This is a genomic window from Salininema proteolyticum (genome assembly GCF_042685645.1).
GTDB lineage: Bacteria > Actinomycetota > Actinomycetes > Mycobacteriales > Micromonosporaceae > Salininema > Salininema proteolyticum.
Genome location: NZ_JBHUNX010000001.1, coordinates 2,476,635 through 2,500,576 on the forward strand (window position 1 = coordinate 2,476,635; position 23,942 = coordinate 2,500,576).

Below are 23,942 nucleotides of genomic sequence, written 5' to 3' on the forward strand. Positions count from 1 at the left end.
CCATTTCTGCGCCAACCGCGCCGCCCCGGCCGGATGGCCCGGCAGCGACCTACCGTTCCCTCTCACAAACGGTTCCGGCGACGACCGTCCGTTCCCTCGGACGCCCCTGGCAGCTATCGCCCGTTCCCGCCCTCGGACGGTCCTGGCAGCGACCTCCCGTTCCCCCTCACGAACGGTCCCCCGGCAACGGCCGTCCGCTCCTTCTCTCGGACGATCCCGGCTCCGCGCCGCCGACCCGGACTTCCGCCGAAGCGGACACCGATGCCCCGTTGCAGCAGTTTCCGACGACACTCGCCCTCCACTGGCGGCACTCGCCCGCCACGGACGACGCTCGTCCGCCACCGGCCGAACCCCTGCGGACGGCGCCCGGGCGCCTTCGAACGCCCATTCCCTCCTCAACTCGACCGCCCCGCCCTACACTGGCCCCACCATCAGTATTGGAGACCCCATGACAGTCACCGGACTCATCCTCGCCGCGGGCGAAGGCCGCCGCATGGGCCTCCCCAAAGCGCTCATCGAATGGAGGAACCGGACCTTCCTCGAACGCGCCGCCGACACGCTCGCGAGCGCGGGATGCTCTCCACTGCGCATAGTGATCGGCGCACGAGCAGAAAGCGTCAAGGCCCGACACCCTTCGCTGCAGGACGCCTTCATCGAGAACCCCGACTGGAGCCGGGGCATGGGCACCTCCCTGCGGGCCGGACTCGCCTCGCTTGCTTCCGGCCACTCCGATTCCGACTGGGCCGCGGTCATCCTCGTCGACCAGCCGCTGCTCACCCCGGCGGCCGTCGAACGCGCGGCCGCCACCGCGGCCGCATCGACCCTCCACGACGGAGCAGTCTCGAAAACGGTGGTCATGGCGGCCTATGACGGCGAGAGATCCCACCCGGTCCTCTTCCACCGCTCGATTTGGACGGACCTCGCCGAGTCCCTCACACCGGAGGTGGGCGCCCGCCACTACATCCGCTCCCATCCGGACCGGGTGGCCGAGGTCGACTGCTCAGGCCTGGGCGATCCCACCGACATAGACACACCTGACCAACTTGAGGCCCTGCGCCGGAAGCGAACGGACCGGACCGGCTAGCGCCGGCGCTTCCCGGGCGGTTGCAGCGGCCCCGGACGCGCGCTCACCGAAAACGCTCGATCCACGCCTTCAAACCGCCCAAAGTCAGGAACTCGTCGAAGGCCGACTCCATGGCCCCGATGGCTATGCCTTTGTCCTCCAACAAGGTCGGTACGATCGTCGGCGGACTGTCGCGGCGGAACGGCATCTGCGCCGCGACGGCGACCCTCTCCATCTCCTTCGGGTACAGCTTCCAAAGGTCGACCGCCATCCCCGACAATCCCACCCGGCCGGGGTCCAGGGCGTTGGACAGTATGCCGATGCCCCTTGCCAAGGCCACGGCGGAGGCCTTGACCGCCGACAGGGCCCGGTCCTCTCCCCGGTACGCCTGGCGGAGGACCTCCGTGGCGTCCTCGCGCCCGCGTCCCCAGCCCGGCTCTATGCCCTCGGCGTTCAGCAACGCGTTCAGTCCCACTTGAAGGCCCCAGCAGCCTTCCAGGCCGCACATGCACCTGCCGTATCCGCCGCCCAGCGGCATATGGCCGTACTCCCCCGCCACTCCGTTGGCACCGCCCTGGTTCCGGCCGTCGATCAGGAGCGTACCGCCGAGGTCGAAGTCGACGTGGAGGTGCAGCGCCGTTCCGACTCCGCGCAGCGCTCCCCTTCTCGCCTCGGCCAGGCCAGCCGATCGCGCGTCGTTTCCGACCAGCACCTTCGGCCAGCCTCGACGGCCGATGGCGGCGAAGTCGACCTGCTCCCAGCCGAGGTGCGCGACATTGACGTACCGTCCGGACTCCACCAGTCCCGGCACGGCGACCGCTATGGCCACGGTCCGCTCGTCGATGACCAAGTCGATCGCGTTCCTGATCGCCGTGAGGACCTGGTCGGGTCGGCCGTCAAGCGGACCGCCGACGATCAGTCGCACGTCGCCGCCCAGTTCCGCCCGCGACAGTTCCCAGTGGTCCTCCTTCACGTCGGCCACCAGCACGCGGGGGCCCTCCGGGTGCGGCTTCACCATGTGCCCCGGCCTGCCCCGGCCGCCGCTCTCCGCACGGACTTCCCGAACGAGGTGGGCTTCGCCCAGCTGCGACATCAGGCTGGACATGGTTCCCCGCCCCACGCCCAGCTCCTCGGTCAAGCGGACCCTGGTCTTGTCCGCCGCCGACGAGTGCATCGCCTTCAACAGCCTCAGCTGGTTGTTCAACCGCACTTCATCGCTGGTCGTCACATCGTCCATCTGCACTCCTGTCCGTCTGCGGCGAGCCGGTCCCTCGCGCAGAAACTCCGAAGGACGAACAGTCCTTCGTTCTCCGGTCCCGGGCGGTTGATCGACGGCCCTCCGTCATGCCGGCCCGAGCGTTCCGCCGGGTCCATGCCCGCGACGTGGTCGAAGCCGGAGACGGCCTCCATCGTCGAGGCCGAGTCGACTCGGCCGCCTTCCTTACCCGGCCTTTTCCCGAATCGCGGTTCCACCATTGAAAATACGGTCCCTGCGATGTCGTGGGCCCTTGGGCCGCCATTAGTACAACGCCTGTTTCGGTCAGACCCCCGACCACCGGCCCCGCGAAGGCCAGAGCAGTCAAGGCCGAGTCCTTGAAAGCCGGGGCACGAAGGCCGAGTCCTTGAAGGCCTCGGTTCTCGCCACCTCCGTTCCATGATCCCGCATCACCGTTCGCGGCTCCACGGACTCCACCGGTTTCTCAGGCACTGTCAAATTTCGAGCTCCGCCCAGCTCTCTAGCTCCATCGGTTTATCAGGCCTCGCCCGGTTCTCAGGTCCCGCCAAGTTCTCAACCTCCGTCAGATTCTCGGGCTTCCTCAGATTCTCGGGCTTCGTCAAGTTCTCAAACTCCATCAGATTCTCGGACTCCGCCGAGTTCTCAAGCACCGTCAAGCTCTCAATTCCCGTCAAGTTCTCAAAAACCATCAAATTCCCTGACTCCGTCCGATTCTCGGGCTCCGTCGGCGGCCGATATGGCGAACCCATAGGTTTTGCTGCGGCTCGTGGCCCGTAAATCGGTGCCAGTGCCCGTCCCGACCCCGGCTCCTTTCCAGGCCCCGACCCGGCTTCGCCTCCACCTTCACCTCTCCTTCCCCTGCAACGACTTGGCCAGGATCCCGTGACCTCTTCGAACCGCACCACCTAGACGGGCCGCCCCCAGATATTGTTCTAGCCTAGAACTAAGTATATGATCAACCGTAGAACTTAATTTTGCCGCCTTGCCGGAGGCGTTCGGGACCGAACCCGGAACCACCTCCGATCAGCACTCGCCTGCGCGGCTCCACCTCGCGATTTCTCCGCCGACCGGACCATCCATCAGCACAGGAGCAACATGCCGCACAACTTCTCCGCTCCAGAACTCCTCCGCGGTCGCACGGCGATCTTCGGAACGTTCGCCACGTCGGGCTTCACCGCCGGCATTTGGGCAGCGAGCCTTCCCGCCCTCGACCAGCGCATGGGCCTCGGCGAAGCCCGGCTCGGGACCGTGCTCCTCTCCATCGCCGCCGCCGCGCTGGTCAGCGCGCTCATCACCGGCAGGCTGTGCGACCGCTACGGCAGTCGCGCCGTCCTGCTATTCGCCGGCCCCCTCTGCGCGATCAGCCTCGTCGGGCCTACCCTGGCCACCGACTTCACCGGCCTCATCGCGTTCGCCATCGTCTACGGGACTTCGCAGGGCGTTCTCGAAGTCTCCATGAACGTCAACTCCGTCGAGCTCGAGACCGCCTACGACCGGCCGATCCTCTCTTCCTTCCACGGCAGTTGGAGTCTCGGGAGCGCAGCCGCGGGCGGGGCCACCGCTTTGGCCGTCGGGCTCGACATCGGCGCACAGGCCATCGTTCTCGGAGGCATCGCCCTCTGTCTCGCCGCACACGCCGCCTTCAACCATCGCGCACTCGCCTTCCACGCCAAACCCGATCCCCGACCCTCTACCGGGCAACAGAAGACGGTCACCCGCTCTCCGCTCACTTTCCTTCTCGTCGGGCTCATAGCAGTTCTGGCCTGCGCCGGACACGTCACCGAAGGCGCCATCTACGACTGGGCGAACATCTTCGCCGTTCAGGAGCTGAACGCGACCGACGCCCTGGCGCCCCTGTCGCTGACCGTCTTCGCCGCGGCAATGACCATTGCGCGATTCCTCGGGGACGCGGTCCGCTCGAAGCTCGGTTCGGAACGGACGCTGGTCCTCTCCGGTGTCCTGTCCGCATCGGGCTATACCATCGCGCTGGTGTCGCCGCATTGGGGCGGACTGCCCGCGGCGCTCGCAGGCTGGACCATCACCGGGCTCGGTCTGTCGATCATCGTGCCGGTGCTCTTCGGCGCAGTCGGGGCGGCCGGAGGTTCCGGCCGCGACTTGGCCCTGGTGTCGACTTTCGGAGGCTTCGGCCTGCTGATCGGTCCGGCGCTCATCGGCTACCTAGCTCATGCCACCGACCTGGCCACCGCTCTGATCATTCCAGGCGTCCTGACGATCGCCTTCCTGACCGTCGGTCCGTTCGCACTCAAGCGACTCCGTCATATCGAGGACGCGCGCAAGAACGATAAGTTCTCTGACGAGCCAGAACCCGCCATTTCGCGGTGACCGCCAGAGCACGGTCTATCGCCCCAAAGCGAGAAAACATCGGGAAGGGACAGCGTTCAGACGGATCGGCGCCCGTCGGATCGTTGAGCGCATTGCGCCGTGGCGAATGGAACGTCTTTCTCCCTCGCCGGTAAAGCTTCTGGGCGGTCTAGTGCCGTCAACCTCCTCAAGCAGGTCAGATTCACCGCCAATCGCTGGGACATCAACGCCTCAACGCCTCAAGGCCTCAAGGCCTCAAGGCCTCAAGGCCTCAAGGCCTCAAGGCCTCAAGGCCTCAAGGCCTCAAGGCCTCAACGAATGATCGTCCACCGTGGCCGGATAGAGAGGTTAGACTCGATACGGCCTGGAACACCGTCGAAGGAGAACTCCGTGAAGGACAAATCCGCCAGAGGGCTCGCCAACCTCATGTTCGAGCTCGGGAACATGAAGCGCGCCAGGCGCACCGGATGGTGGGTCGCCGGCGTCCGAGACCCCGAGTCCCTTGCCGAGCACTCCCATCGCGCCTCACTCCTCGGCGCAGTTCTCGCAGGACTCGAGGGTGCGGACCCCGCCCGGACGACTATGCTGGCGGCCCTCCACGATGTGCCCGAAACCAGGACCGGCGACATACCCCTCGTGGGCAAGAGCTACGTGACCGCCGTCGATCCGAAGGAGGTCCTTGAAGACCAGCTCGCCGGATGCCCCGACGAAGTTGCCGAACCTTTCCGTCAGGCCCTGGCCGAGTTCGAAGAAGGAGAAACACCCGAAGCCAGGTGCGCCAAGGACGCCGACAAGCTAGAGGCGCTCATCCAGGCGGTCGAGTACAAGCACGCCGGCATGGGCACCATCGACGAATGGATCAACTCGTCGCTGGAGGCCCTTCGAACCGATTCTGCAAAGTCCGTGGCCGCCGCTATCCTGGACGGCGAGCCGCTCGCATGGCAGCATGCCCGCGCCGACCGCCCGTGAAGCCGACCTACGCCCGAACGGCCCGAATCCGGCAGCGCAAACTGAAGCGCATACAGCCGTGAAGAGTGCGGTGAACGGCTTCTCCCCCCAATGTTTGACGCATGCGAATGCACGCCACATCCTCTCCGACCGGTCATTCTCGAGACCGCGGGACCGGAATGCGACAGCGCGACGAGATCGGCCCCAGAACGGACGGTCCGACCCCGGACTCGCTCGATCGTTCAAGATCGTGCTCCGGCAATACACGTCGCGAATGGTCGAACCTTGCACGCACGTAATGAACTGTGCCGAACAGCTCGATGACCTAGGTGCTGGACAATCGGCGGTATTCGCGGACCACGGATGATCTCATGGCTGGTCCCGCGAACCCGCCAAAGGCGCTCTATCAGGGTTTTTCAATTGCCGCGGAGGTTCCATCCCTATAGGAATCCGCCATGGGCGCCTCTCGCCGACTTTATCGAACCGCCCGCTCAGATGGTCTTGACGGGGACCTGCTTCCTGAAGGCCCGCATCTTCGCCGTGAATTCCTCTGCGTTCGCCATCGTCCACCAGCAGACGGTCCAGACCGCTCTCTTCCGCAATTTATCGCCCGACCGTCGGTTCAGGAGGTCGAAGAGCTCCCGGGCCGCCTGCCGATCGGCATCGGGCAACACCCTGGGACGCCGCCGCACGGCGACGTGAACCCAATGGACTGTGCCTCCCCGTCCGTGCTTGACCTGCCTAACCAGGTCGATGCCTTCGACATCCTGCCACGAGACGGTGATGGGGCGTCCCCAGAACTGCGGGATCAATGTGATGCCGTCCGCCGAGAACCGAGCGACCGGCCAGAATCGGAGGGCCCGCGGGGCGCCGTAGACGAATACTACGGCCGCCGCGATCCCCCACGGCCAGGGGGCGAACGCTTCCCCAGACGGGTCGAACACCGCCATCGCAAGGGTGAGGATCTGGAAGAAGCAGTACCGGAGCACGAACATGGGACGCGCCTTGTTGAAGATCCACACGGGTATGAGTTCCTTGAGTCGACTGGGACGGCGTACGGGAGACCGCCGGCTTCGATCACCGGCCGCTCCGCCCGAGAGTCAGTCGACTGACCAGGCGAGGCGCCGAGCCGCAGTGTCCGAGTAGTCGGAGGGAACTTGTTCATTCGCGCGGCACGACCGTAGCCGATTCATACTCACAGGACCAGTTCAGCGCGCGTCGGTCGGGGGCCGAGGTTTTCGCCTCCACCACTGGAGGGACGGGATCCCTCGAAGGACCGCAGCCGCGAGACCTCGCCGCCGTTCTCCAGGCCGCTGAGCGACGGTCTGGTCGTGTATTGGTCCGTCCTCGCACGCCTCGAATCCGGACGGGCCGCCGTTTCGCCCGTTGAACCGTCCGTGCGTCGAAAGTTGGCTTTCTCCCCACGGCTAAAGCCGGGGCCTGCGCACTACGAATTTCCGGTCAGATCCCGACGTTCAGGTCGAAGCGAGCGACCAGGTCTTTCATCTGCGGGTCCAGGCGCACATGCCCCAGGGCCTCCGCGAGCGCCTCCTCGTACACGGGAACGGCCGACTTCAGCGTGTTCCGGCCGTTCTCCGTGATGCCGGTGTAAACGCCTCGCCGGTCGAAGTCGCATTTGCGACGCTCGGTCATTCCCGTGCGCTCCAGGCGGTTGACGAGTCTGCTGACCGAGCTCTGGTTGAGGGAGATCGCCTCGGTGAGCTCCTGCATGCGCATTTCGCCGTCTTCGCTCCGCGCGCAAGCGCTCAGCGCCAGGAACTCGTTCATCCCGAGCCGGCACCGTCTGTGGAGCGCCCTCTCGATGAACTGGTTGACGCGGGTGTGGAGTTCGATGACGCGGATCCATTGCTCTCCGGTGGTGGTGAGTCCATCGAACGCCGAGGAGGATGATGTCATGGTCCTACCCCTTCTTACTGCACACATACAGGAGATGTACATGTGCCGTAAAGGTAACGTCGATCAAGCCTAACACCGTCGCGGACGCGTCCGACTCCCTCGGATTCCCGGCGTCTAGTACCGGATCCAATGATAGACCCTTATGGACTCCAACGTCTCCCTTCATCGCTGTGGCCGTCGTTTTCGATTGCCGCTCAAACGCTTCTGACCTTCAGTCCGGAGACCCGCTCTTTCGACCCGGCCCCTGCCCGTGGATCGTTCTCAAGTCGACAATCCGACAGGCCTCGGTGCCGGCCCTCCGGACGTGCGCCGCGGACGTGGCCGCCGCGCTCGCCGGCGAGGCTTCTCGACCCGGGTCGGCCCGCGGCCTATGAGGCCGCGAGCGCTTCGGTCGGTGGCAATCGCGCCGCCCGCATGGCCGGATAGAAGCCCGCGAAGGCGCCGATCACGACGGTCGCGCCCAGTCCCGCTCCGATCGCCCACGGCGGCACGGTGACCGGCCAGCCCTGGGCAAGCGCGAACGCCGCCGTGGCTCCCGCACCGAGGGCCGCTCCCCCGATCCCTCCGAGAACGGAGAGGAGCAGGGATTCGGTGATGAACTGGAGCCTGACCCGTCCTCGGGTGGCGCCCAGGGCTCGACGCAGCCCGATTTCGGACCGTCTCTCCAGCACGGAGATCACCATTGTATTGGCCACCCCCACTCCGCCCACCAGGAGCGACACTCCGCCGAGTCCCAGGAGCATGGCCGTCAGAGCGTCGTCGGCGGCCTCTTGCGCCGCGAGTGCGTCGGAGGGGCGGGAGACCTCGGTGCCGACCGGGTCGGAGGGGTTGATCGCGTCGGCGAGGATATCGCGGACGTCGACGACGTGGTCGGGGTCGGCCTCGACGTACAGGCGGCTGGGGTTCCTCTCCAGTCCGAAGGCCTCTTCGGCGGAGTCCCAGCCCATCAGCAGAGCTCCGTCCAGTTCGGGCGCCAGTTCGTTGCGGTCGAGGATCCCGATGACACTGTAGGTCTCTCCGTCGATCACCACGCTGGTGTCGGGGCGGACGGCGCCGATGCCGAGGCGCTCGGCGGCCGAGTGTCCGAGCACGACGGCCGGGTAGGATCCGGTGGCCTCGTTGAGCCAGGCGCCGGCGCGTAGGCGCCCGCCGATCACGTCGAGCAGGTTGAGGTCGGTTCCGTGGACCGACAGGCCGTTGGTCTCCTGTTCGGGGATCTTGTCGCTGCGGTAAGCCTTTGCTCCGACGGCCTGGCCGACCGCCGCGGCGTCGTCGACGAACCCGTGCCTCTTCGCCATTCCCGCGGCGTCCTCGGGAAGGACTCCGGGCTTGCCGAAGAGGTCGGTGCCGGGCTCGGCGGTGAGCAGGTTCGTGCCCAGTGACTGGAGGCGCTGTTCCACCTCCGCTTTGGAGGAGGCGGAGATGCCCACGACGGCGACGACGGCGGCTATGCCGATGGCGATGCCTATCGCGGAGAGGAAGGCGCGCAGGGGCCGGGTGTAGAGGCCTTCGGCGCCGGTGCGGATCACGTCCGGTGCGGGCATGCGCTTCGGGCGGGGCGGGGTCGCGGTGTTCATACGCCCACGCCCCCTTCGACGGCGGTTTCGGAGGTCGCGGCGCTGTCGGCCACGATCCGCCCGTCCCGCATCCGCACTTGCCGGGGCAGGCGGTCGGCGAGGTCCGGGTCGTGGGTGATGACCACGACGGCGGTGCCCGCGGCGTTGAGGTCGTGGAGCAGTTCGACCACGCCCTCCCCGGAGGCCGAGTCGAGGTTTCCCGTCGGCTCGTCGGCCAGCAGCAGCGGCGGCCGCCCGACCACGGCTCGGGCGATGGCCACGCGTTGGCGCTGTCCGCCGGACAGTTCGTGCGGCAGGTGGCTCTTGCGGTCGGCCAGGCCGACGCGGTCGAGGGCCTCGGCGGCGAGGCCGCGCCGGTCGGAGCGCCGCCGGCCCGAGTAGAGGAGGCCGGTGGCGACGTTGTCCAGCGCCGTCAGCCGCGGTGAGAGGTGGAAGGACTGGAACACGAAGCCGATCCACTGCTCGCGCAGGGCCGACAGTGCTCGGTCGTCAAGCTTGTCGACGTCCAGTCCTCGGATCCGGACCTTGCCCTCGTCGGGGCGGTCGAGCGTTCCCAGCATGTTGAGCATGGTGGACTTTCCCGACCCGGAGGGGCCGACGACGGCGGTGAACTCGCCTTCGGAGACGGACAGGGAAACGCCGTCGAGGGCGCGGACGTGTCCCTGGTAGGTCTTGGCGATCCCGTCGACGGCTATCATGCCGGGACTCCGACCCGGAGGCCCTCTTCGACGCCCTCTCCGGAGACCTCCACCTTCCCGTCGGCGAACAGCCCGGTCTCGACCGGCAGGTACTCCGCCTTCCCGTCTCGCACCGCCTCGACGCCGTAGCCCTTGCCGGGGAGGACGACCAGGGCGGAGACGGGCACGGTGAGGACGTCCTCCCTCACGCGGCCGGCGAAGTCCACGTCCACCCCCGCCGTTTCCACGTCGGACACGGCCGAGGGGTCCTCCAGGTCGATTCCGATCTCGACGCGGGTGGTCTTCTCTCCCGTGTCGGGGTCGGTGGCGTCGACGACAGAGACGGAGGTGACCTCGCCCTGCAACGGGTCGGTCCCCCGCGGCGAAACGGTGGCCTCGTCGCCCTCGGAGATGCCGACGGCCTTCTTCTCGGCCAGCTCTACCAGGACCTTGCGTCCTCTGCCGCTGTAGGAGAGGACCTCTTCGCCTCCGGCGAGCTTCTGCCCCTTCCCCGCCTCGACGGCGTTGACGCGGATATCGCCCTCGGCCACCGCGACGGTGCCGGGATCGAAGGTTCCCGTGTCGTCCAGGCCGTTGTCCTTCTGCCACTGCGCGAGCGCCGACCCCGTGTAATAGGTGAAGGCGTCGTCCGCCTCGAAGCCGTCGTAGCCCAGGTCGGCGAGGTTCCGCTCCAGCTGCCGGACGTCGTCGCCCCGGTCCCCGGGCCTCAATTCCCGGTAGAAGGGCAGGTCGCCCTTGAACAGGAGCACCGGCCGGTCGTCGACGCGGTAGAGTTCCCCGCCCTGTTCGACGGAGGCGCCCGGTTTCGGCACCTCGGTCACCGTGCCGGGGCCGGCGGCCGTCAGGACGGCCGCGTCCTCGTAGACGAGCTCCCCTTCCTCCGTGCGGGCCTCCTTGAGCGTCTCGCGGGTCACGTCGACGGTTTCGGGAGGCAGCGGCCGCTCCTCGGCCGCTCCCCCGTCGGAGCGCGGGTACAGGGAGGCCGCGGCCAGTCCGCCGGCCGCCGCGACCCCTCCCAGGGCGGCCAGGACGTAGCGCCTGGTGCGACGGGGCCGGGCGGTCTCGGCGCGGCGCGGTTCTTCTTCCATGTCGGTCATGCGGCGCCCCTAACCCTCGAAGACCTTCTCGCAGGCCTCCATGGCCGCCTGGAACGTCGGATCCTCCATCATCTCCTGCGGCATGGCCTTCATCGCGCCGCCCGGCTCGGGGTCCTCGAAGTCGTCGACGCCGTTCTCCCTCATGCACTCGGCATAGGCGAGCATCTGCTGGTAGGCCTCCTCGTCGGACTGCGGTGCCCCCTCCGCCGGCTCGGGCTCGAACTCCTCGCAGGCCTCCTTCGCCTCGTCGAACGCCTCCATATCGCCCTCGTCGAGCGTCACAGCGCCCGTGCCGCCCTCCGAGTCCTGTATGTCGATTCCGTTGTCCCGCAGGCATTCGTTGTACTTGACCCGCTTGTCCTCCTCGGTCATGCCCTCGGCGCCGTCGTCGCCCTCACCGCCCCCTCCGCAGGCGGCGAGCGCCACCGCCATGGCGGCGGGGAGGGCCAGCAGGGAAATCCGTGTCGTCTTCTGCATGATCTGCCTTTCTCGAATTGCGATCGGCGTCCAATAAAGCAGAAGGGGGTTTTCCGATCCGTTTCCAATCCGATTAACGGCGCGGAAACAGGGGCCCTGGTAACAATGGCTCCGCCGTCCCGGACCGGGATCGGCCCGAAAGGCAATCACCTGGGGATATAAGACAATGAAAATTCTTCTCGCGGAAGACGAGGAAATGCTCGCCGACTCGATCGCCGAATGGCTCCGTGGCGAGGCCCACGCCGTGGACGTCGTCTTCGACGGCGACACCGCGCTCGACAAGGCCTGCGCCAACGACTACGACGTGATCGTCCTCGACCGCGACCTGCCCGTCATCCACGGTGACGAGGTGTGCCGGTCGGTGGTGCTCTCCGGCTTCAACGCCCGCATCCTCATGCTCACCGCCGCGGCCGGAATCGACGACCGCGTCGCCGGCCTAGAGATCGGCGCCGACGACTACCTCGCCAAACCCTTCGCCTTCAAAGAGCTCTCCGCCAGGGTCTTCGCCCTGGGGCGGCGCTCGCGCCCGGCCGCCCCGCCGACCCTCCGGCGCCGTGGCATCACCCTCGACATGGCCCGCCGCCAGGCCTTCTACCAGGGCCGCTACCTGAACCTCTCCAAGAAGGAATACGGCGTCCTCTGCGAGCTGATGCTCGCCGAGGACGCGCCGGTCTCCACCGAGCACCTGCTGGAGAAGGTCTGGGACGAGAACGCCGACCCCTTCACGTCCGCCGTCCGCATCGCGCTGCACAAACTCCGCCGCAAACTCGACGCCGACCTGATCGAGACCGTCCAGGGCCTCGGGTACCGCATCTCATGAGGGTTCCACAGCTCAGCGGATGGAGCCTCCGCACGCGGCTCACCGCCCTCTACAGCGGCCTCTTCGTCCTGGCCGGGGCGGTCCTCATCGTCCTCATCTACATCCTGATCCGGTCGCAGAGCATCACCGGAGTCGCCGCGCAGGAAGCGGAGAGCGCCCCCTTCTCCGAAACCGCGGCCGAGGTCGTCCCCGGCGAGAACGTGGACTACAAAACCGTGACCGTCGCCCGGCTGGTCGAGGACAGCTTCATGACCGAGCTGCTGACCCAGGGCGCGCTCGCGCTGCTCGTCACCGGCCTGATCGCCGGCCTCCTCGGCTGGTGGATCACCGGCCGTCAACTGCGGCCGCTCGCGCAGGTCACCGGCGCCGCCCGCTCCCTGGCCACCGCCGGACGGGCGGACCCCGGCCGGGCCGAGAAGGTCGGCCTGTCCGGACCGGGCAACGAGGTCAAGGAACTGGCCGACACCTTCGACGCCATGATCGACCGCCTGCGCGACTCCTTCGACGACCAGAAGCGGTTCATCGCCAACGCCTCACACGAACTGCGCACCCCGGTCGCCGTCTCCCGCGGACTGGCCGAAGTCGCCATGCACCGGCCGACCGCCACCCCCGAGATGAAGGAGCTGGGCGAGAAGCTCCTCCGAGTCAGCGACCGCCAGGAACGCCTGATAGGCGCCCTGCTCCAACTCGCCCAGTCCGACCGTCCCGTGGCCGACCCCGAACCGGTCGCGCTGGAGCCGATGCTCGAACACCTCACCGCCGAATACGGGAAAGAGTACCCAAGCGTGCGCTGGAACCTCGACACCGAACCGGGACGGGTCGCCGGAGACCCGGTCATGGTCGAACAGCTCCTGCGCAACCTGCTCGACAACGCCGGACGCCACAACTGCCCCGACGGCCTCGTGGAAGTCTCCCTCACCGCCTCCGACAGGACGGTCCTCACCGTCTCCAACACCGGCTCCTCCTTCACTGACGACGAGGCTTCCGACCTCCTCAAACCCTTCCACCGCGGCCATCTCGACCGCGTCGCCGGGCCGCGCGGATCCGGGCTGGGGCTCTCGATCGCCGATGCGGTCGTCCGCGGCCACAACGGAACCCTCCGGGTCGAACCCCGCTCCGGCGGCGGCCTGACCATTTCGGCGGACCTCCCCTCGTACGACGCCGAAGTCACGCCTCCGGAGGACGACCAGGACCACGTCCACGGAGTTCACGACCATCGGGCGGCCCTCGGCACCGTCCGGCCCTTCGATTAAGCTGAGCGGGCCGACCAGTTACCGACAAAAGCCGTAAGTGAGACCCATGGAAGCCGTTTCAGACTTCATCGACACACTGACCTCGACGCTCACCCCGCCCACCCACTGGGTCCTCTACGCGTGCCTCGTCGCGGCGGCGGCCGTCGTCCTCTACCAGCCTGTATGGCGCTGGGTCCGCAACCTGGTCACCATCGCCCACGAAGGCGGGCACGCCCTCACCGCGGTCCTCACACGCCGACGGCTCACGGGCATACGGCTGCACTCCGACACCTCGGGACTGACCTTCACCAAAGGACGTCCGACCGGGCCGGGCGCCGTCCTGACCGCCTTCTTCGGCTACCCCGCCCCGGCGCTGCTCGGCTTCGGCGCCGCCGCGCTCATCGGCGGCGGCCACATCGTCGCCTTCCTCTGGATCGCCGTCCTCATCACCGCCGTCATGCTCGTCTTCATCCGCAACTGGTTCGGCGCGCTCGCCCTGGTGGTCGTCGGCGGCGGCGCCTTCGCCGCCACCTGGTACGGGTCCGCTGAAGTCCAGATCGGCGCCGCCTACATCGCCGTGTTCATCCTCCTCCTCGGTTCCGTCAAGGCCGTCTTCGAGCTGGCCGGGCAGCGCCGGGCCGCGCGGCGGACGGGCAATGTCGCCTCGGACGCCGACCAGCTGGCCAACCTGACCCGCCTGCCCGCGGGTTTCTGGATGTTCCTCTTCGTCCTGATCAACGGCGCCTGCACCGTCTACGGGCTCTGGCTTCTCCTGCCCGAACAGGAGTTCTGGCCCACGCTCTGACGGTCGTGCCGCGGGTCGTCCGCGGCCGGTAACCGTTCACCACGCCTCCCGAGGCCGGTTCTCACCCGACGCCTCCACGACGTCCGACGGCCCCGACCGCTGCTCTCACGACCGGTCAACCCGCCCCTCCGCCATCCTCGCCACGCAAACCCGTCTGCTCGAGAAGGCGCATGTCGTCCCTGGCGCCCCAATGCCTGAGAATCCGGCCGTCGTCAGCGAACTCCCAGATATAGATGTGCCGCACGGAGAATCCCGCCCCGGTCGGCTCATGCCCGAGCATCGGGCCACTCTGGCGACCGCTCATGGTCACCCTCTGGACCACCTTCGCGCCCTCGGCTATCTCGTCCTCGACCGCGAACCGGAGGTCTCCGAAGGAACGGTGCAGGGACTCCACCACCCGCCTCACGGCCTCGGGCCCCCTCGGAAGATCGGGATGGCCCGGCTCGTCGTCGTAGAAATCGGGATGGACCAGGTCGTCCACGCGCTTCAGGTCTCCCCGCTCGTACAGCTCTTCCAGCGCTCGACGCGCCGCGAGCCTGTGGTCTTCCACCATGACGGCCTCCTCCCCCGCATTCTGTCAGAACTCCGCCGGGCCATGGTCCATTCGGACCTCCGCCGCAGGCGCTCCGGTCAGGAGGTTCCCTGCCGGCTCTCCCGCCGTTCGGCTTCGGTCAGCACGGATCGACGAAACACGACGACCACCGCCAGCGATGCCGCCACCAGCACCGCGCTCGCCCAGACCGGGCCGAGGGCACCGCGGCTCAAGGTGAGGCCCGCCAGAACCGGTCCTGCGGCCGCGCCGACGTTCAGGGCCGCGGTCGCGTACGAACCCGCCATCGTCAGCGCGCCCGCGCCCTCGTAGAGCACTCGGGCTATCAACGTGCTGCCCAGCGCGAAGGACATCGCTCCCATGGCGAAGGCGAGGACCGGCAGCGCGACCGGGTTGTCGGCCGACACCGCGAACGCGATCCAGCCCGCGCACAGGAATGGGCCGACTATCGCGATGACCGCCTGGGGCCGTTCATCGGAGTAGCGCCCCGCCACGGTGACCCCCGTGAAGGAGCCGATCCCGAAGAGCACGAGAATCACCGGCACCCAGTTCGCGCCCAGTTCGGCCACATCGGTGACGATCGGTGCGATGTAGGTGAAGGTGCCGAAGGTCGCCGCGTTCACCATGGCGCCGAGGCACATGGCCAGAATCAGACGCGGACGGCGCAGCTCCCTGAACTCGGTCAGCAGGTTCGGCGTCGGCTCCGCTTCGCCCCCGTGCCTGGCCGGGACTCCGCGGAGGATCGCGATGATCGCCGGCACGCAAATGAGCGCAACGGCCCAGAACGTCGCGCGCCAGCCCAGGGCCGCACCCAGCAGGGCTCCGCCGGGAACGCCGGCCACCGTGGCTATGGTCGTTCCCGCCAGCAGCACCGCCAGGGCCCTGCCCTTCTTGTCGGCGGCGACCATGCCCGACGCCGCCGTCAACGCTATGGCCAGGAAACCGGCGTTGGCCAATGCCGCGACGATGCGCGTGGCCAAGAGGACGATGAAACTGCCGGTGATAGCACCGACAACGTGGCTTGCTAGGAAGAGGACGAGGAACCCGACCAGGCCGGCCCTCTGCGGCCAGGTTCGGGAGAGCGCCGCCATCGCGGGGGCGCCGACTACCATGCCCACGGCGAACGCCGAGGTCAGCAGGCCTGCCGTCCCCATGGAGACGTCCAGGTCTGCGGCGATGTCCGGCAGTATTCCGGCGAGCATGAACTCGGAGGTGCCCATGGCGAAGACCGCCAGGGCGAGAAAGTACACGGGAATTGGCATTTTAGGACTCCACGTCAGTGAGAGAACGAGCTGTCAACGTCTCGTCACCGCCGTCGGCATCCCCTCGAGAGAGACCGCATGCCGCCGTAGGCGGGGGCCTTCAGGAATTCACTGGGACAAGGGGGCTGACGGGGCGACCGAAAGCCCCACCTTGTCCGATTCTGGATTCACCATGCCGACACCTTACCCATGGCACTTCTACGGGCGCACTCGATTTTTCGCCGGTCTCCGCTACCCTGCTGACGACCTCCTCCGATGTCCGGAGTCCTCAATCGTCGGGCCCTGGAACCGCTTCCGTCAGATCGAGGTAGCCTATCACCGCCAGCATCGGGCGCGATCCCTCGCGGAGGCGGGCCTTCACCTCTTTGATGTGGTTCTCCACCGTTGCCTGTGCGATCTCAAGGCCGCGAGCGATCTGGGCGTTACTCTCCCCGGCCGCGATAAGGTGGAGGACTTCCCTCTGTCTTGCCGTGAGGGCTTCGATTCTCAGCGCGGCATCGCGGACTCGCCGGAGGGTGCGGTCCTTCGAGAACCCGGTCTCCGCCTCTGGATCCTCGCCGCCCCGCTCCATATTAATGAAACTTAACATAAACTCTCGGTCCCGCCGCCGGTCGTCTCATCATCCAGGAGCGCACCCGGATACGCCCTTCCGAGCACGGCGATACGCACCGACAGCACCGAGGCGGGGGCCGGCCGCAATCAAGCGACGACCGGCCTCATCCGCTCGGCGTCACATGCCCCTGAAGCTGAATCGCACTCCCACGAACTCCCCGCGTCCGCCGGTCGACGGGCAGAACGCGTGGAGCATCGCGCGGTTGTCGATTACCAGGAAGTCGCCCGGGTTCCAGTTGTGCACCAGAACCCGCTCCTCGCGAACCGCCGAGCCGACCACCTCATGGAACCGCGTCTCGTCCATATCGTCGGGGAGAGGACCGTCCACGACGTCCCCGTCGAGCGGTGATCGATAGCGGAGCACCGTGCCGTGCCTCTGGTCGAAGGACATGAGCGAGTGCTTACTGCGGGGCGAGCGCGTCGGCCCGGCCGCGACGGTGAGCCTCGTTCCGCGCAGCGCCCCGTGGCGGGAGATGAGCGAGCGTCCGGCCAAGCGGCCGTCGTACAGCGCGAGCGCGCCTCCACCGCGAGGCGGAGCCAGGCAGCCCAGTCCGACGTAGACCGGCGTCTCGGGCCGTTCCAGCTGGTCGATGCGCAACAGGTCGGACGAGGCGAGCCAGCCGGTGCCGTCCACCTCCGCCCGGGCCATGCGCAATCGGTCGCCCAGGGTCTTCGCCGTCTGGGACATCGCCCGTTCGGTCGGTCGGGTCCGGATGATGCCGAACCCCTTCTTATCGAGGTCATGGACGAACTCGCCGGTCATCATGGGGCCGCGTGGCATGGCGTTCCCTTTCTGTCGTGCTCCGCCGGGATGCGGTCGTGCGGTCGCCGTCGCGGGCCGCACAGAAGAGTTCGCGGGTGGGGAACCATACGTACCTCTCCTTGTCTATGGATGGGAGACAGGATGTCCGGCTCGACACAGCCGGACGATGGCAAGCCATCCCTGTGTAGACGACGCCCGGTCGCACTTTTCATCGCGGCGTCCGATATTTTTTCGAGCGAGGGCCGCCACCTCGGAATATGTGGCTCAGGCTACGGCCGTAGGCCCCTCACTCCCGCGCGTGACACTGCGGTACCATCTATGGTGGCTCCACCGAGAGCCCGCGAAGCTGCTCGTCAGTGACGCCCCGGTATTCCAATTGGCAGAGAAGACGGCCTCAAAATCCGTACAGTGTGGGTTCGAGTCCCACCCGGGGCACCAGATCATTCCGATCGAACTCGATCAACCTCCAAGCTGCTTTTGGCCGCGGACAACTGCACTGTCAGAACTTGACGAAGATCGGTATTACTGCAGTAAGTTCCATGTTCTTGCAGGCAGGCCCATTGAACATACGTTCGATTCTTTTGGCGACAGAACCCACACTGTACGGATTTTGAGTCAGTCTTTTCTGCCAACTGGGATACAGAGGTGTCCCTGACGAGCAGCTTCGCGGCTCCTCGAAGGAACCAAAATAGAAGGCACCGCAGCGTCACGCACCGGAGCGAGGGGTCTGGATCCTGAATTTCATGTGGCGTGCGATATGGTTTCGGCTGCTGTCGGCGCCTGTTCAGGCCGCTGCCCTTTTACAAGTCGGCCATGGTGTCCATGGGCGGCGACCGCACCCTCTGAGTGCGTCCGGGAGTGCTCTGCCGCTGCGCCGGGTTCGCGTTCATGGCCGGACCCACCTGTCCCAGTGGTAGTGCAGTCGTCTACATGCCCATAGCGCCCGATCTCCAACAATCACGCAAGCAGGTGTGAGGAAAGCTTCTTTGGGTACCCGGAGGACTTACCATCGAGTTAGGAGATTTCGCGCTGCACCGGACCGTAGCGACGAAGTGTCTTCGACACCTGGAAGTGTCCCCACATCACGCCCACCGGGGGCGGCCCGACACCGAGTGAACAACCGAATGGGAAATCTGAGTCCCTGAGCGGCCGGGCCGGCTCCCCTTTCCCCGGAACGGCCTTCTACCTCACGAGCCGACTGCGGCATGGCGTTTCGGGGGATTCGGAGCTCCGTGAACACAGGAGGTGGACAAATGAGAAATTGCGAACGACGTTCTGAGGACTACGGCCACCTGAAGCCTCTGCTCGCCGAGATGAGCGTTCGAGAAGAGGGCGATTCCGGCCGTGTGGTCTTGCGGGAGCAGGCCATCATCGGTTATCTCCCACTCGCAGAGCACATCGCCCGCCGGTTCACTGGAAAAGGCATCGCCAAGGAGGACCTTCTCCAAGTAGCCTCGGTCGGCCTGATTCACGCGGTCGACCGGTTCGACCCTGACAAGTGCTCTGACTTCCTCGCATTCGCCGTGCCCACCATCATGGGAGAAGTGCGCCGGTTCTTCCGCGACACGAGTTGGCCCATGCGCATGCCGCGGCGCCTCCAGGAACTGCGCCTCGCCCTCAACCAGGCCAACGGCGAACTGGCGCAGGTTCTAGGACGGCCGCCCACGTCGGTTGAGCTGGCGGAGCACCTCGGCATTCCGGAGAATGACGTGGAGGACGGCGCCAAGGCATGCCATGCGTTCCGAGCGGTCTCCCTCGACGGGGCGCCTTCCGGGCAAGAGGTACCGACTGCGCTCTGCGAGATCATGGGTGAAGAGGACGTGGCCTTCGAACTCATAGAGGACTGTGAGTCCTTGGTGCCGTTGATCCACGATCTGCCCTCGCGCGAGCGCCGAATCCTCGCGCTCCGATATTTCAGGGATATTACCCAATCCGAGATAGCCAACTGTGTGGGGGTCTCACAGATGCACGTCTCCCGCCTCCTCAAGAGGACTTTGGTCGACCTCAAAGAGAACCTTCTGACCACGGCGTCGCTCTGAGGTTTCTGGAACGGCCCACCCGGTCTTCAGGCGATTCGCGCCGACTTTCGCCTCTGAGTCGAGAGTCCCGCGGCGGCTGACTGCTACGCGGGACTCGCATCGGCGGACACATTGGCGCGCTTCCCGCTCACTGAGATCGGCGTCGGTGATGCGACATTCCATGAACCGCTCGGGTGCGCCTTGGTGAAATACGGGCTCCTGGTCGTGTCGGCCACCTCGGCGTTGAAGGCCATGGAGTCGGCGGCGTCGGCCACGCCGAGGCGCGGCCTTGCCGCACGAATGAATCCCTTTTGTGGAGGGGCGTCCGTGGAGGGACGCCCGACCATCGGGACTATGGCTCGGAAACGGCGGCGACCGCTGTTCCGACAGTGGTCTCGGGCATGTGCAACGCCGCGTCGGCTTGGGAGACGAGGCCTGAAACGCCGCCGTCGTCCACCACCGGGATCCGGCGGACCTTGTGCTCGGCCATCCGTTCCAGCACCTTGTCGGCCTCATCGGAGGGCGCGGCCGCCACGACCTCGCCGGATTGGGGAAGGTCTCCCACTTGGTAGGTGTCAGGGTCGTACCCTGCGGCCATCACGTGGACGGTCAGGTCTCTGTCGGTGACCATTCCGGTCACGCCTCCACGGGCGTCGCAGATCGGCAGCGCCCCTATGTCGTTGGCGGCCATCGCCTGGGCGGCTTGGGCCGCCGTTTCGGTGCTGGTGACGCAGATGGCGTCGTGGCTCATGATATCGCGTGCTGTTGTCATGGCTGGTCCTCACTTGCTCGGATCGTCCTGACATCCACCGGCTACCCGTTGAGTTCTTTGCGAAACGTCCCCCCTCCGCCGCGACGTTGTTCAGCCGCAGGGGCACAGAGCAGGCATATGGAAAGCCCAATGACCGTACTGACGTATCTGAACGGAGGCGCCGCGAACGAGCGGCGAATCCAACCCAGTTCTCTAGGACGGGCAACTCGAGTGGCCAGAGTCCGTGGTTTCGGCGAATGACCAACGACTCGGCAGGGGGCGGCGTTGCACACCGACGACTCCCTCGCCGTGGGCGAGCGCGGTCCGACGCTCCTGGAAGACTTCCACGTCCGAGAGAAATCGACCCACTTCGACCACGAGCGCATTCCCGAGTGCGTGGTCCACGCGCGGCGCGGGTGCCGAATCGCCGTGCCGTCGCTCGCCCCACTGCCGCGCTGGCGGCGGTCGCCTCCACGGTTCTCGGTCGCTTCTGTATCAGCTGTGCCCCCGCGTCCGTGTGAAGGCGCGCCATGCCACCGCAGCGCCGGCGACCGCACCGATCCCTACGACGGCACCCGTGAGCAGGCGGCCGGACGTCCTTCCCGACGGGGGCCGGGGCGCGGCGGCCCGCTCGTCCAGGGAGTCTCCATGCTTGTGCCGCGCCGAGTCGAGCGCCTCCGCCAGATGCATGGGGCGGCGGCAGGTTCCGGCCTGCTCGATCTGGGTGCGGCAGCTGAAGCCGTCGGCGATCACCAGGGTGTCGGGGTCGCTGCGGCGGACTGCGGGCAGCAGAGCCTGTTCGGCGCAGTCCATCGAGACCTGGTAGTGGCCGCGTTCGAAGCCGAAGTTGCCGGCGAGCCCGCAGCAGCCGGAGGCGAGCACTTCGGCGTCCAGTCCGGCCCTTCGCATCGCCAGTGCGTCGGTCTGGAAGCCCATGATGGCGTGGTGGTGGCAGTGTTTCTGGACGATGGCCGCGCGGCCGAGGGGCGGCGGGTCCCAGCCGCCCGGCGCGTGGTGTATCAACGCCTCCGCGAAAGTGAGGCTCTGCTCGCGCAGCCGCTGGATGTCTCGGTGCTCGGGAAGGAGTTCAGGCGCGTCCGACCGGAAGACCGCGGTGCAGGACGGTTCGAGGCCCACTATGGGCGTCCCGGCCTCGATCCACGGGCGCAACCGGTCGGCCGTTCGGCGCAGGACTCCTTTGGCAGTTCGCAGCTGGCCGGTGGAGATCCACGTGAGCCCGCAGCACACCGGCTCGGTCGGCATGGCAACGCGGAAGCCGGCCGATTCGAGGACCCGCACGGCGGCCTGGCCCACGTGCGGTTGGAACCGGTTGGCGAACGTGTCGGGCCACAGCACGACGGTGTGCGGATCGGCGGGATCGGGTTGGCCGCCGCGCGTTCGGCCCCACCAATCCTGCAGCGATTCAGTGGCGAACGGGGGGAGCTCGCGCTGGGCGGCGACGCCTGCGAGCCATTTGCCGACGGCGGCGAAGCCGGGGGCGTGCAGCAGAGCGTTCGCTACACGCGGCAGCCGCTGCGCGGCTCTGGCCAGTGCCGGCATCCATCCGAGGCTGTAGTGCGACATCGGGCGCACACGCCCGGCGTAGTGGTGAGAGAGGAACTCCGCCTTGTACGTGGCCATGTCGACGTTGACCGGGCAGTCCGATCTGCAACCCTTGCAGGCCAGGCACAGGTCCAGCGCGTTGCGGACCGCGGTGGAACGCCACCCGTCCCGCACCGGCGAGTCTCGGTGGCCCTGCGCCATTTCGAACAGCAGTCTGGCCCGGCCGCGTGTGGAGTGCTCTTCCTCGCGAGTGACCTGGTAGGAGGGGCACATGACGCCTTCGGAGGCATCCTGGCGGCGGCATTTGCCGACGCCGACGCACCGCATGAGGGCGCGATTGAAACTGTGGTCGTCGTCGGGGAAGCCGAAGTGCGTGTCGGTCTCGCGAGGGCGCCAATCGGTGCCGAGCCGGAGGTCGGCGTCGATGCGGTGAGGGCTGGTCACCTTGCCGGGGTTCATGCGGTCGGCGGGATCGAACAGCGACTTCAACTCCTCGAACGCCTGGACGATCGTAGAGCCGAACATGCGGCCGAGGAGTTCGCCGCGGGCCTGGCCGTCACCGTGCTCTCCGGAGAGCGAGCCGCCATAGGAGACGACGAGGTCGGCGGCCCGTTCGGTGAACGAGCGAAAATCGCGCACGCCTTGGGCCGTATCGAAACGGAAGGGGAGGCGAACATGGACGCAGCCGTGCCCGAAGTGTCCGTACAGCGACGGCGCGTCCAGCCCGTACGTGTGGATCAGGCGGAGCAGGTCCCGCAGGTAGCCGCCAAGGCGGGCCACGGGCACAGCCGAGTCCTCCCATCCGGGCCAGGTGTCGGGCATGTCGGACGCCCGGGTCGTCGCGCCCAACCCCGATTCCCGCGCCGCGTGCAGCCGCCGCTGGTCGTCACGGTCCTCGGTGAGCCGCACGGTACGGTCGTCGGCGGATCGTCCGAGCCCTTCCAACAGCCGCTGAGCCGCCAGTCGCGCCTCGTCGAGGGTGGCGCCTTGGAGTTGGACCATCAACCAGCCGGCGCCGTCGGGCAGCAGTTCGATCGAGTCGGGGTGGAGGTTCTTGGCGCGCATGAACTGGACGAGGCGGTCGTCGATCGCTTCGAGCTGCACCGGATCAGCGTGTTCCAAAATGGTCGGCGCGGACTCGGCCGCGGCCACGATGTCGGGGTAGCCCAGGACGAGCATGACGGTCTCCTCGACCACGGGAAGCAGTTCCAGCTCGGCTCGCAGTACTGTCGCAAGGGTCCCCTCGCTGCCCACCAGCAGCCGGGCCACGTCGAATCCGTGTTCGGGCAGCAGCTCGTCGAGGTTGTAACCCGATACGCGGCGCGGAATGTCCGGGAACCGCTCGCGCACGACGTCACCGTAGTGGTCGCGCAGCCGGCGAAGGCCCCCGTACAGTCGGCCGCGCTCGCCGCTCTCGGCGATGATCCGATCCAGCTCCTCAGGCGGAGTCGGGCCGACCCAGCAGCGCAGCCCGTCGTAGGTGAGGATCTCCAAGCGTCGGACGTTCTCGGCGGTGGTGCCGGTACGTTGCGCGGTTGCGCCGCACGAGTTGTTGCCGATCATGCCGCCGATGGTGCAACTGCCGTGCGTCGACGGCCGGGGCCCGAATTCGAGACCGTGTTCGGCCAGAAGGCCGTTCAACCGGTCGAGCACGATGCCGGGCTCGACGACGCAGGTGCGGCCGTCCGGGTCGACGGAGATGAGGCGGTCGCAGTACTTGCTCCAATCGATGACCACGGCGGTGTTGGTGCATTCACCGGCCAGGCTGGTGCCGCCGCCGCGGGAGAGCACGGGAGCATCGTGGGCGCGGCACACCTCGATCGCAGCGGCCGCCGCCTCCACACTGCGCGGTACGACCACCCCTATGGGCACCTGCCGGTAGTTGGAGGCATCGGTGGAGTAGGCGCCGCGGCTTCCGGCGTCGAATCGGACCTCGCCGTCGACCCGATCGCGCAGGGCCGCCTCCAAGGCGTTGTAGGCGGTAGCGGTCACTTGAGTCTCCTTCCGTCGTCGGTCCCGGCGCGTCAGCCGCGTCGGTACGGCTCGGCGTCCGGATTTTTCGAGCATCAGGCCGCGGCCCAGCCCCTCCAGCGGCGCGAACGACCGGTAACCGTGTTCGGGCCCCGAGGAGCGCCGCCTTGCACGCGCCGGAATCGCAGCGGGGCGAGCACCTCCACTCGATCGAGCCGCCCCGGTCGATCAACGCCGCTGTCGAGGTGTCGCCGATGAG

Annotated in this window: 22 protein-coding genes, 1 tRNA gene and 1 pseudogene; 9 read left to right on the plus strand and 15 right to left on the minus strand. The window is 67.3% G+C overall.

Annotated elements, in window-relative coordinates; translation table 11 throughout:
- Positions 1 to 448: 448 nt before the first annotated feature.
- On the plus strand, positions 449 to 1,084 hold the full coding sequence (locus ACFTE1_RS11540) for a nucleotidyltransferase family protein (RefSeq protein ID WP_380624937.1): 636 nt from the start codon (positions 449 to 451) through the stop codon (positions 1,082 to 1,084).
- A gap of 43 nt (positions 1,085 to 1,127) precedes the next feature.
- On the opposite strand, the gene ACFTE1_RS11545 is transcribed toward ACFTE1_RS11540, so the two are convergent.
- The 3 genes from ACFTE1_RS11545 to ACFTE1_RS11555 form a co-directional block, all read right to left on the minus strand.
- A complete protein-coding gene (locus tag ACFTE1_RS11545; RefSeq protein ID WP_380624935.1) occupies positions 1,128 to 2,300 on the minus strand; it encodes an ROK family protein in 1,173 nt (390 codons plus the stop codon).
- Positions 2,288 to 2,539 carry a hypothetical protein gene (locus tag ACFTE1_RS11550; protein WP_380762714.1) on the minus strand — a complete coding sequence of 84 codons (252 nt, stop codon included), beginning with the start codon at positions 2,537 to 2,539 and terminating at the stop codon, positions 2,288 to 2,290. The genes ACFTE1_RS11545 and ACFTE1_RS11550 overlap by 13 nt, the downstream gene beginning before the upstream one ends.
- Positions 2,540 to 2,773: 234 nt before the next feature.
- The gene (locus ACFTE1_RS11555; RefSeq protein ID WP_380624933.1) at positions 2,774 to 2,989 is read right to left on the minus strand and encodes a hypothetical protein; all 216 of its coding nucleotides are present in this window, start codon (positions 2,987 to 2,989) and stop codon (positions 2,774 to 2,776) included.
- Positions 2,990 to 3,395: 406 nt separating this feature from the next.
- On the opposite strand from ACFTE1_RS11555, the gene ACFTE1_RS11560 reads away from it, so the two are divergent.
- Positions 3,396 to 4,643 (plus strand): MFS transporter, encoded by a 1,248-nt coding sequence (locus ACFTE1_RS11560; RefSeq protein ID WP_380624931.1) that lies wholly within the window; start codon positions 3,396 to 3,398, stop codon positions 4,641 to 4,643.
- A 405-nt stretch (positions 4,644 to 5,048) separates the two neighbouring features.
- On the plus strand, positions 5,049 to 5,591 hold the full coding sequence (locus tag ACFTE1_RS11565) for an HD domain-containing protein (protein ID WP_380625068.1): 543 nt from the start codon (positions 5,049 to 5,051) through the stop codon (positions 5,589 to 5,591).
- Positions 5,592 to 6,061: 470 nt separating this feature from the next.
- On the opposite strand, the gene ACFTE1_RS11570 is transcribed toward ACFTE1_RS11565, so the two are convergent.
- The 6 genes from ACFTE1_RS11570 to ACFTE1_RS11595 all read right to left on the minus strand — a co-directional run bounded on the left by ACFTE1_RS11570 (position 6,062) and on the right by ACFTE1_RS11595 (position 11,336).
- Positions 6,062 to 6,592 (minus strand): hypothetical protein, encoded by a 531-nt coding sequence (locus ACFTE1_RS11570; protein ID WP_380624929.1) that lies wholly within the window; start codon positions 6,590 to 6,592, stop codon positions 6,062 to 6,064.
- Between the two features lie 439 nt (positions 6,593 to 7,031).
- On the minus strand, positions 7,032 to 7,487 hold the full coding sequence (locus ACFTE1_RS11575) for a MarR family winged helix-turn-helix transcriptional regulator (protein WP_380624927.1): 456 nt from the start codon (positions 7,485 to 7,487) through the stop codon (positions 7,032 to 7,034).
- A gap of 368 nt (positions 7,488 to 7,855) precedes the next feature.
- On the minus strand, positions 7,856 to 9,064 hold the full coding sequence (locus ACFTE1_RS11580; RefSeq protein WP_380624925.1) for an ABC transporter permease: 1,209 nt from the start codon (positions 9,062 to 9,064) through the stop codon (positions 7,856 to 7,858).
- Positions 9,061 to 9,762 (minus strand): ABC transporter ATP-binding protein, encoded by a 702-nt coding sequence (locus tag ACFTE1_RS11585; protein ID WP_380624923.1) that lies wholly within the window; start codon positions 9,760 to 9,762, stop codon positions 9,061 to 9,063. Before ACFTE1_RS11585 ends, ACFTE1_RS11580 begins: the two co-directional genes overlap by 4 nt.
- On the minus strand, positions 9,759 to 10,859 hold the full coding sequence (locus ACFTE1_RS11590) for a peptidoglycan-binding protein (RefSeq protein WP_380624921.1): 1,101 nt from the start codon (positions 10,857 to 10,859) through the stop codon (positions 9,759 to 9,761). Before ACFTE1_RS11590 ends, ACFTE1_RS11585 begins: the two co-directional genes overlap by 4 nt.
- 9 nt (positions 10,860 to 10,868) lie before the next feature.
- On the minus strand, positions 10,869 to 11,336 hold the full coding sequence (locus ACFTE1_RS11595) for a hypothetical protein (protein ID WP_380624919.1): 468 nt from the start codon (positions 11,334 to 11,336) through the stop codon (positions 10,869 to 10,871).
- Between the two features lie 166 nt (positions 11,337 to 11,502).
- Here ACFTE1_RS11595 and ACFTE1_RS11600 point away from each other — a divergent pair, with 166 nt between their 5' ends.
- Genes ACFTE1_RS11600 through ACFTE1_RS11610 form a run of 3 tightly spaced genes read left to right on the plus strand, consistent with a single transcriptional unit; the run spans position 11,503 to position 14,193 of the window.
- A complete protein-coding gene (locus ACFTE1_RS11600; protein WP_380624917.1) occupies positions 11,503 to 12,156 on the plus strand; it encodes a response regulator transcription factor in 654 nt (217 codons plus the stop codon).
- Entirely contained in the window at positions 12,153 to 13,409 is a 1,257-nt protein-coding gene (locus tag ACFTE1_RS11605) for a sensor histidine kinase (RefSeq protein ID WP_380624915.1), read from the plus strand. Before ACFTE1_RS11600 ends, ACFTE1_RS11605 begins: the two co-directional genes overlap by 4 nt.
- Positions 13,410 to 13,455: 46 nt before the next feature.
- Positions 13,456 to 14,193, plus strand: coding sequence for a M50 family metallopeptidase (locus tag ACFTE1_RS11610; RefSeq protein WP_380624913.1), 738 nt, complete (start codon positions 13,456 to 13,458; stop codon positions 14,191 to 14,193).
- A gap of 115 nt (positions 14,194 to 14,308) precedes the next feature.
- On the opposite strand, the gene ACFTE1_RS11615 is transcribed toward ACFTE1_RS11610, so the two are convergent.
- The 4 genes from ACFTE1_RS11615 to ACFTE1_RS11630 form a co-directional block, all read right to left on the minus strand.
- Positions 14,309 to 14,746 carry an ester cyclase gene (locus ACFTE1_RS11615; RefSeq protein ID WP_380624911.1) on the minus strand — a complete coding sequence of 146 codons (438 nt, stop codon included), beginning with the start codon at positions 14,744 to 14,746 and terminating at the stop codon, positions 14,309 to 14,311.
- A gap of 77 nt (positions 14,747 to 14,823) precedes the next feature.
- A complete protein-coding gene (locus tag ACFTE1_RS11620) occupies positions 14,824 to 16,005 on the minus strand; it encodes a Cmx/CmrA family chloramphenicol efflux MFS transporter (RefSeq protein ID WP_380624909.1) in 1,182 nt (393 codons plus the stop codon).
- Between the two features lie 268 nt (positions 16,006 to 16,273).
- The gene (locus ACFTE1_RS11625; protein ID WP_380624907.1) at positions 16,274 to 16,576 is read right to left on the minus strand and encodes a LuxR C-terminal-related transcriptional regulator; all 303 of its coding nucleotides are present in this window, start codon (positions 16,574 to 16,576) and stop codon (positions 16,274 to 16,276) included.
- 159 nt (positions 16,577 to 16,735) lie between these two features.
- A complete protein-coding gene (locus ACFTE1_RS11630) occupies positions 16,736 to 17,398 on the minus strand; it encodes a TauD/TfdA family dioxygenase (RefSeq protein ID WP_380624905.1) in 663 nt (220 codons plus the stop codon).
- A gap of 343 nt (positions 17,399 to 17,741) precedes the next feature.
- Here ACFTE1_RS11630 and ACFTE1_RS11635 point away from each other — a divergent pair.
- Positions 17,742 to 17,818 (plus strand) — tRNA-Leu (locus tag ACFTE1_RS11635).
- An 815-nt stretch (positions 17,819 to 18,633) separates the two neighbouring features.
- Positions 18,634 to 19,419: a SigB/SigF/SigG family RNA polymerase sigma factor gene (locus tag ACFTE1_RS11640; protein WP_380625067.1), complete on the plus strand. Its 786-nt coding sequence runs from the start codon at positions 18,634 to 18,636 to the stop codon at positions 19,417 to 19,419.
- Positions 19,420 to 19,750: 331 nt separating this feature from the next.
- Here the strand turns inward: ACFTE1_RS11640 and ACFTE1_RS11645 are convergent, their stop codons facing one another.
- Entirely contained in the window at positions 19,751 to 20,170 is a 420-nt protein-coding gene (locus tag ACFTE1_RS11645) for a CBS domain-containing protein (protein ID WP_380624902.1), read from the minus strand.
- A 243-nt stretch (positions 20,171 to 20,413) separates the two neighbouring features.
- On the opposite strand from ACFTE1_RS11645, the pseudogene ACFTE1_RS11650 reads away from it, so the two are divergent.
- Positions 20,414 to 20,560 (plus strand): annotated as a pseudogene (locus ACFTE1_RS11650) (catalase); the annotation flags it as partial.
- Between the two features lie 84 nt (positions 20,561 to 20,644).
- Here the strand turns inward: ACFTE1_RS11650 and ACFTE1_RS11655 are convergent.
- Positions 20,645 to 23,779: an FAD-binding and (Fe-S)-binding domain-containing protein gene (locus tag ACFTE1_RS11655; protein WP_380624900.1), complete on the minus strand. Its 3,135-nt coding sequence runs from the start codon at positions 23,777 to 23,779 to the stop codon at positions 20,645 to 20,647.
- Positions 23,780 to 23,942: the final 163 nt, after the last annotated feature.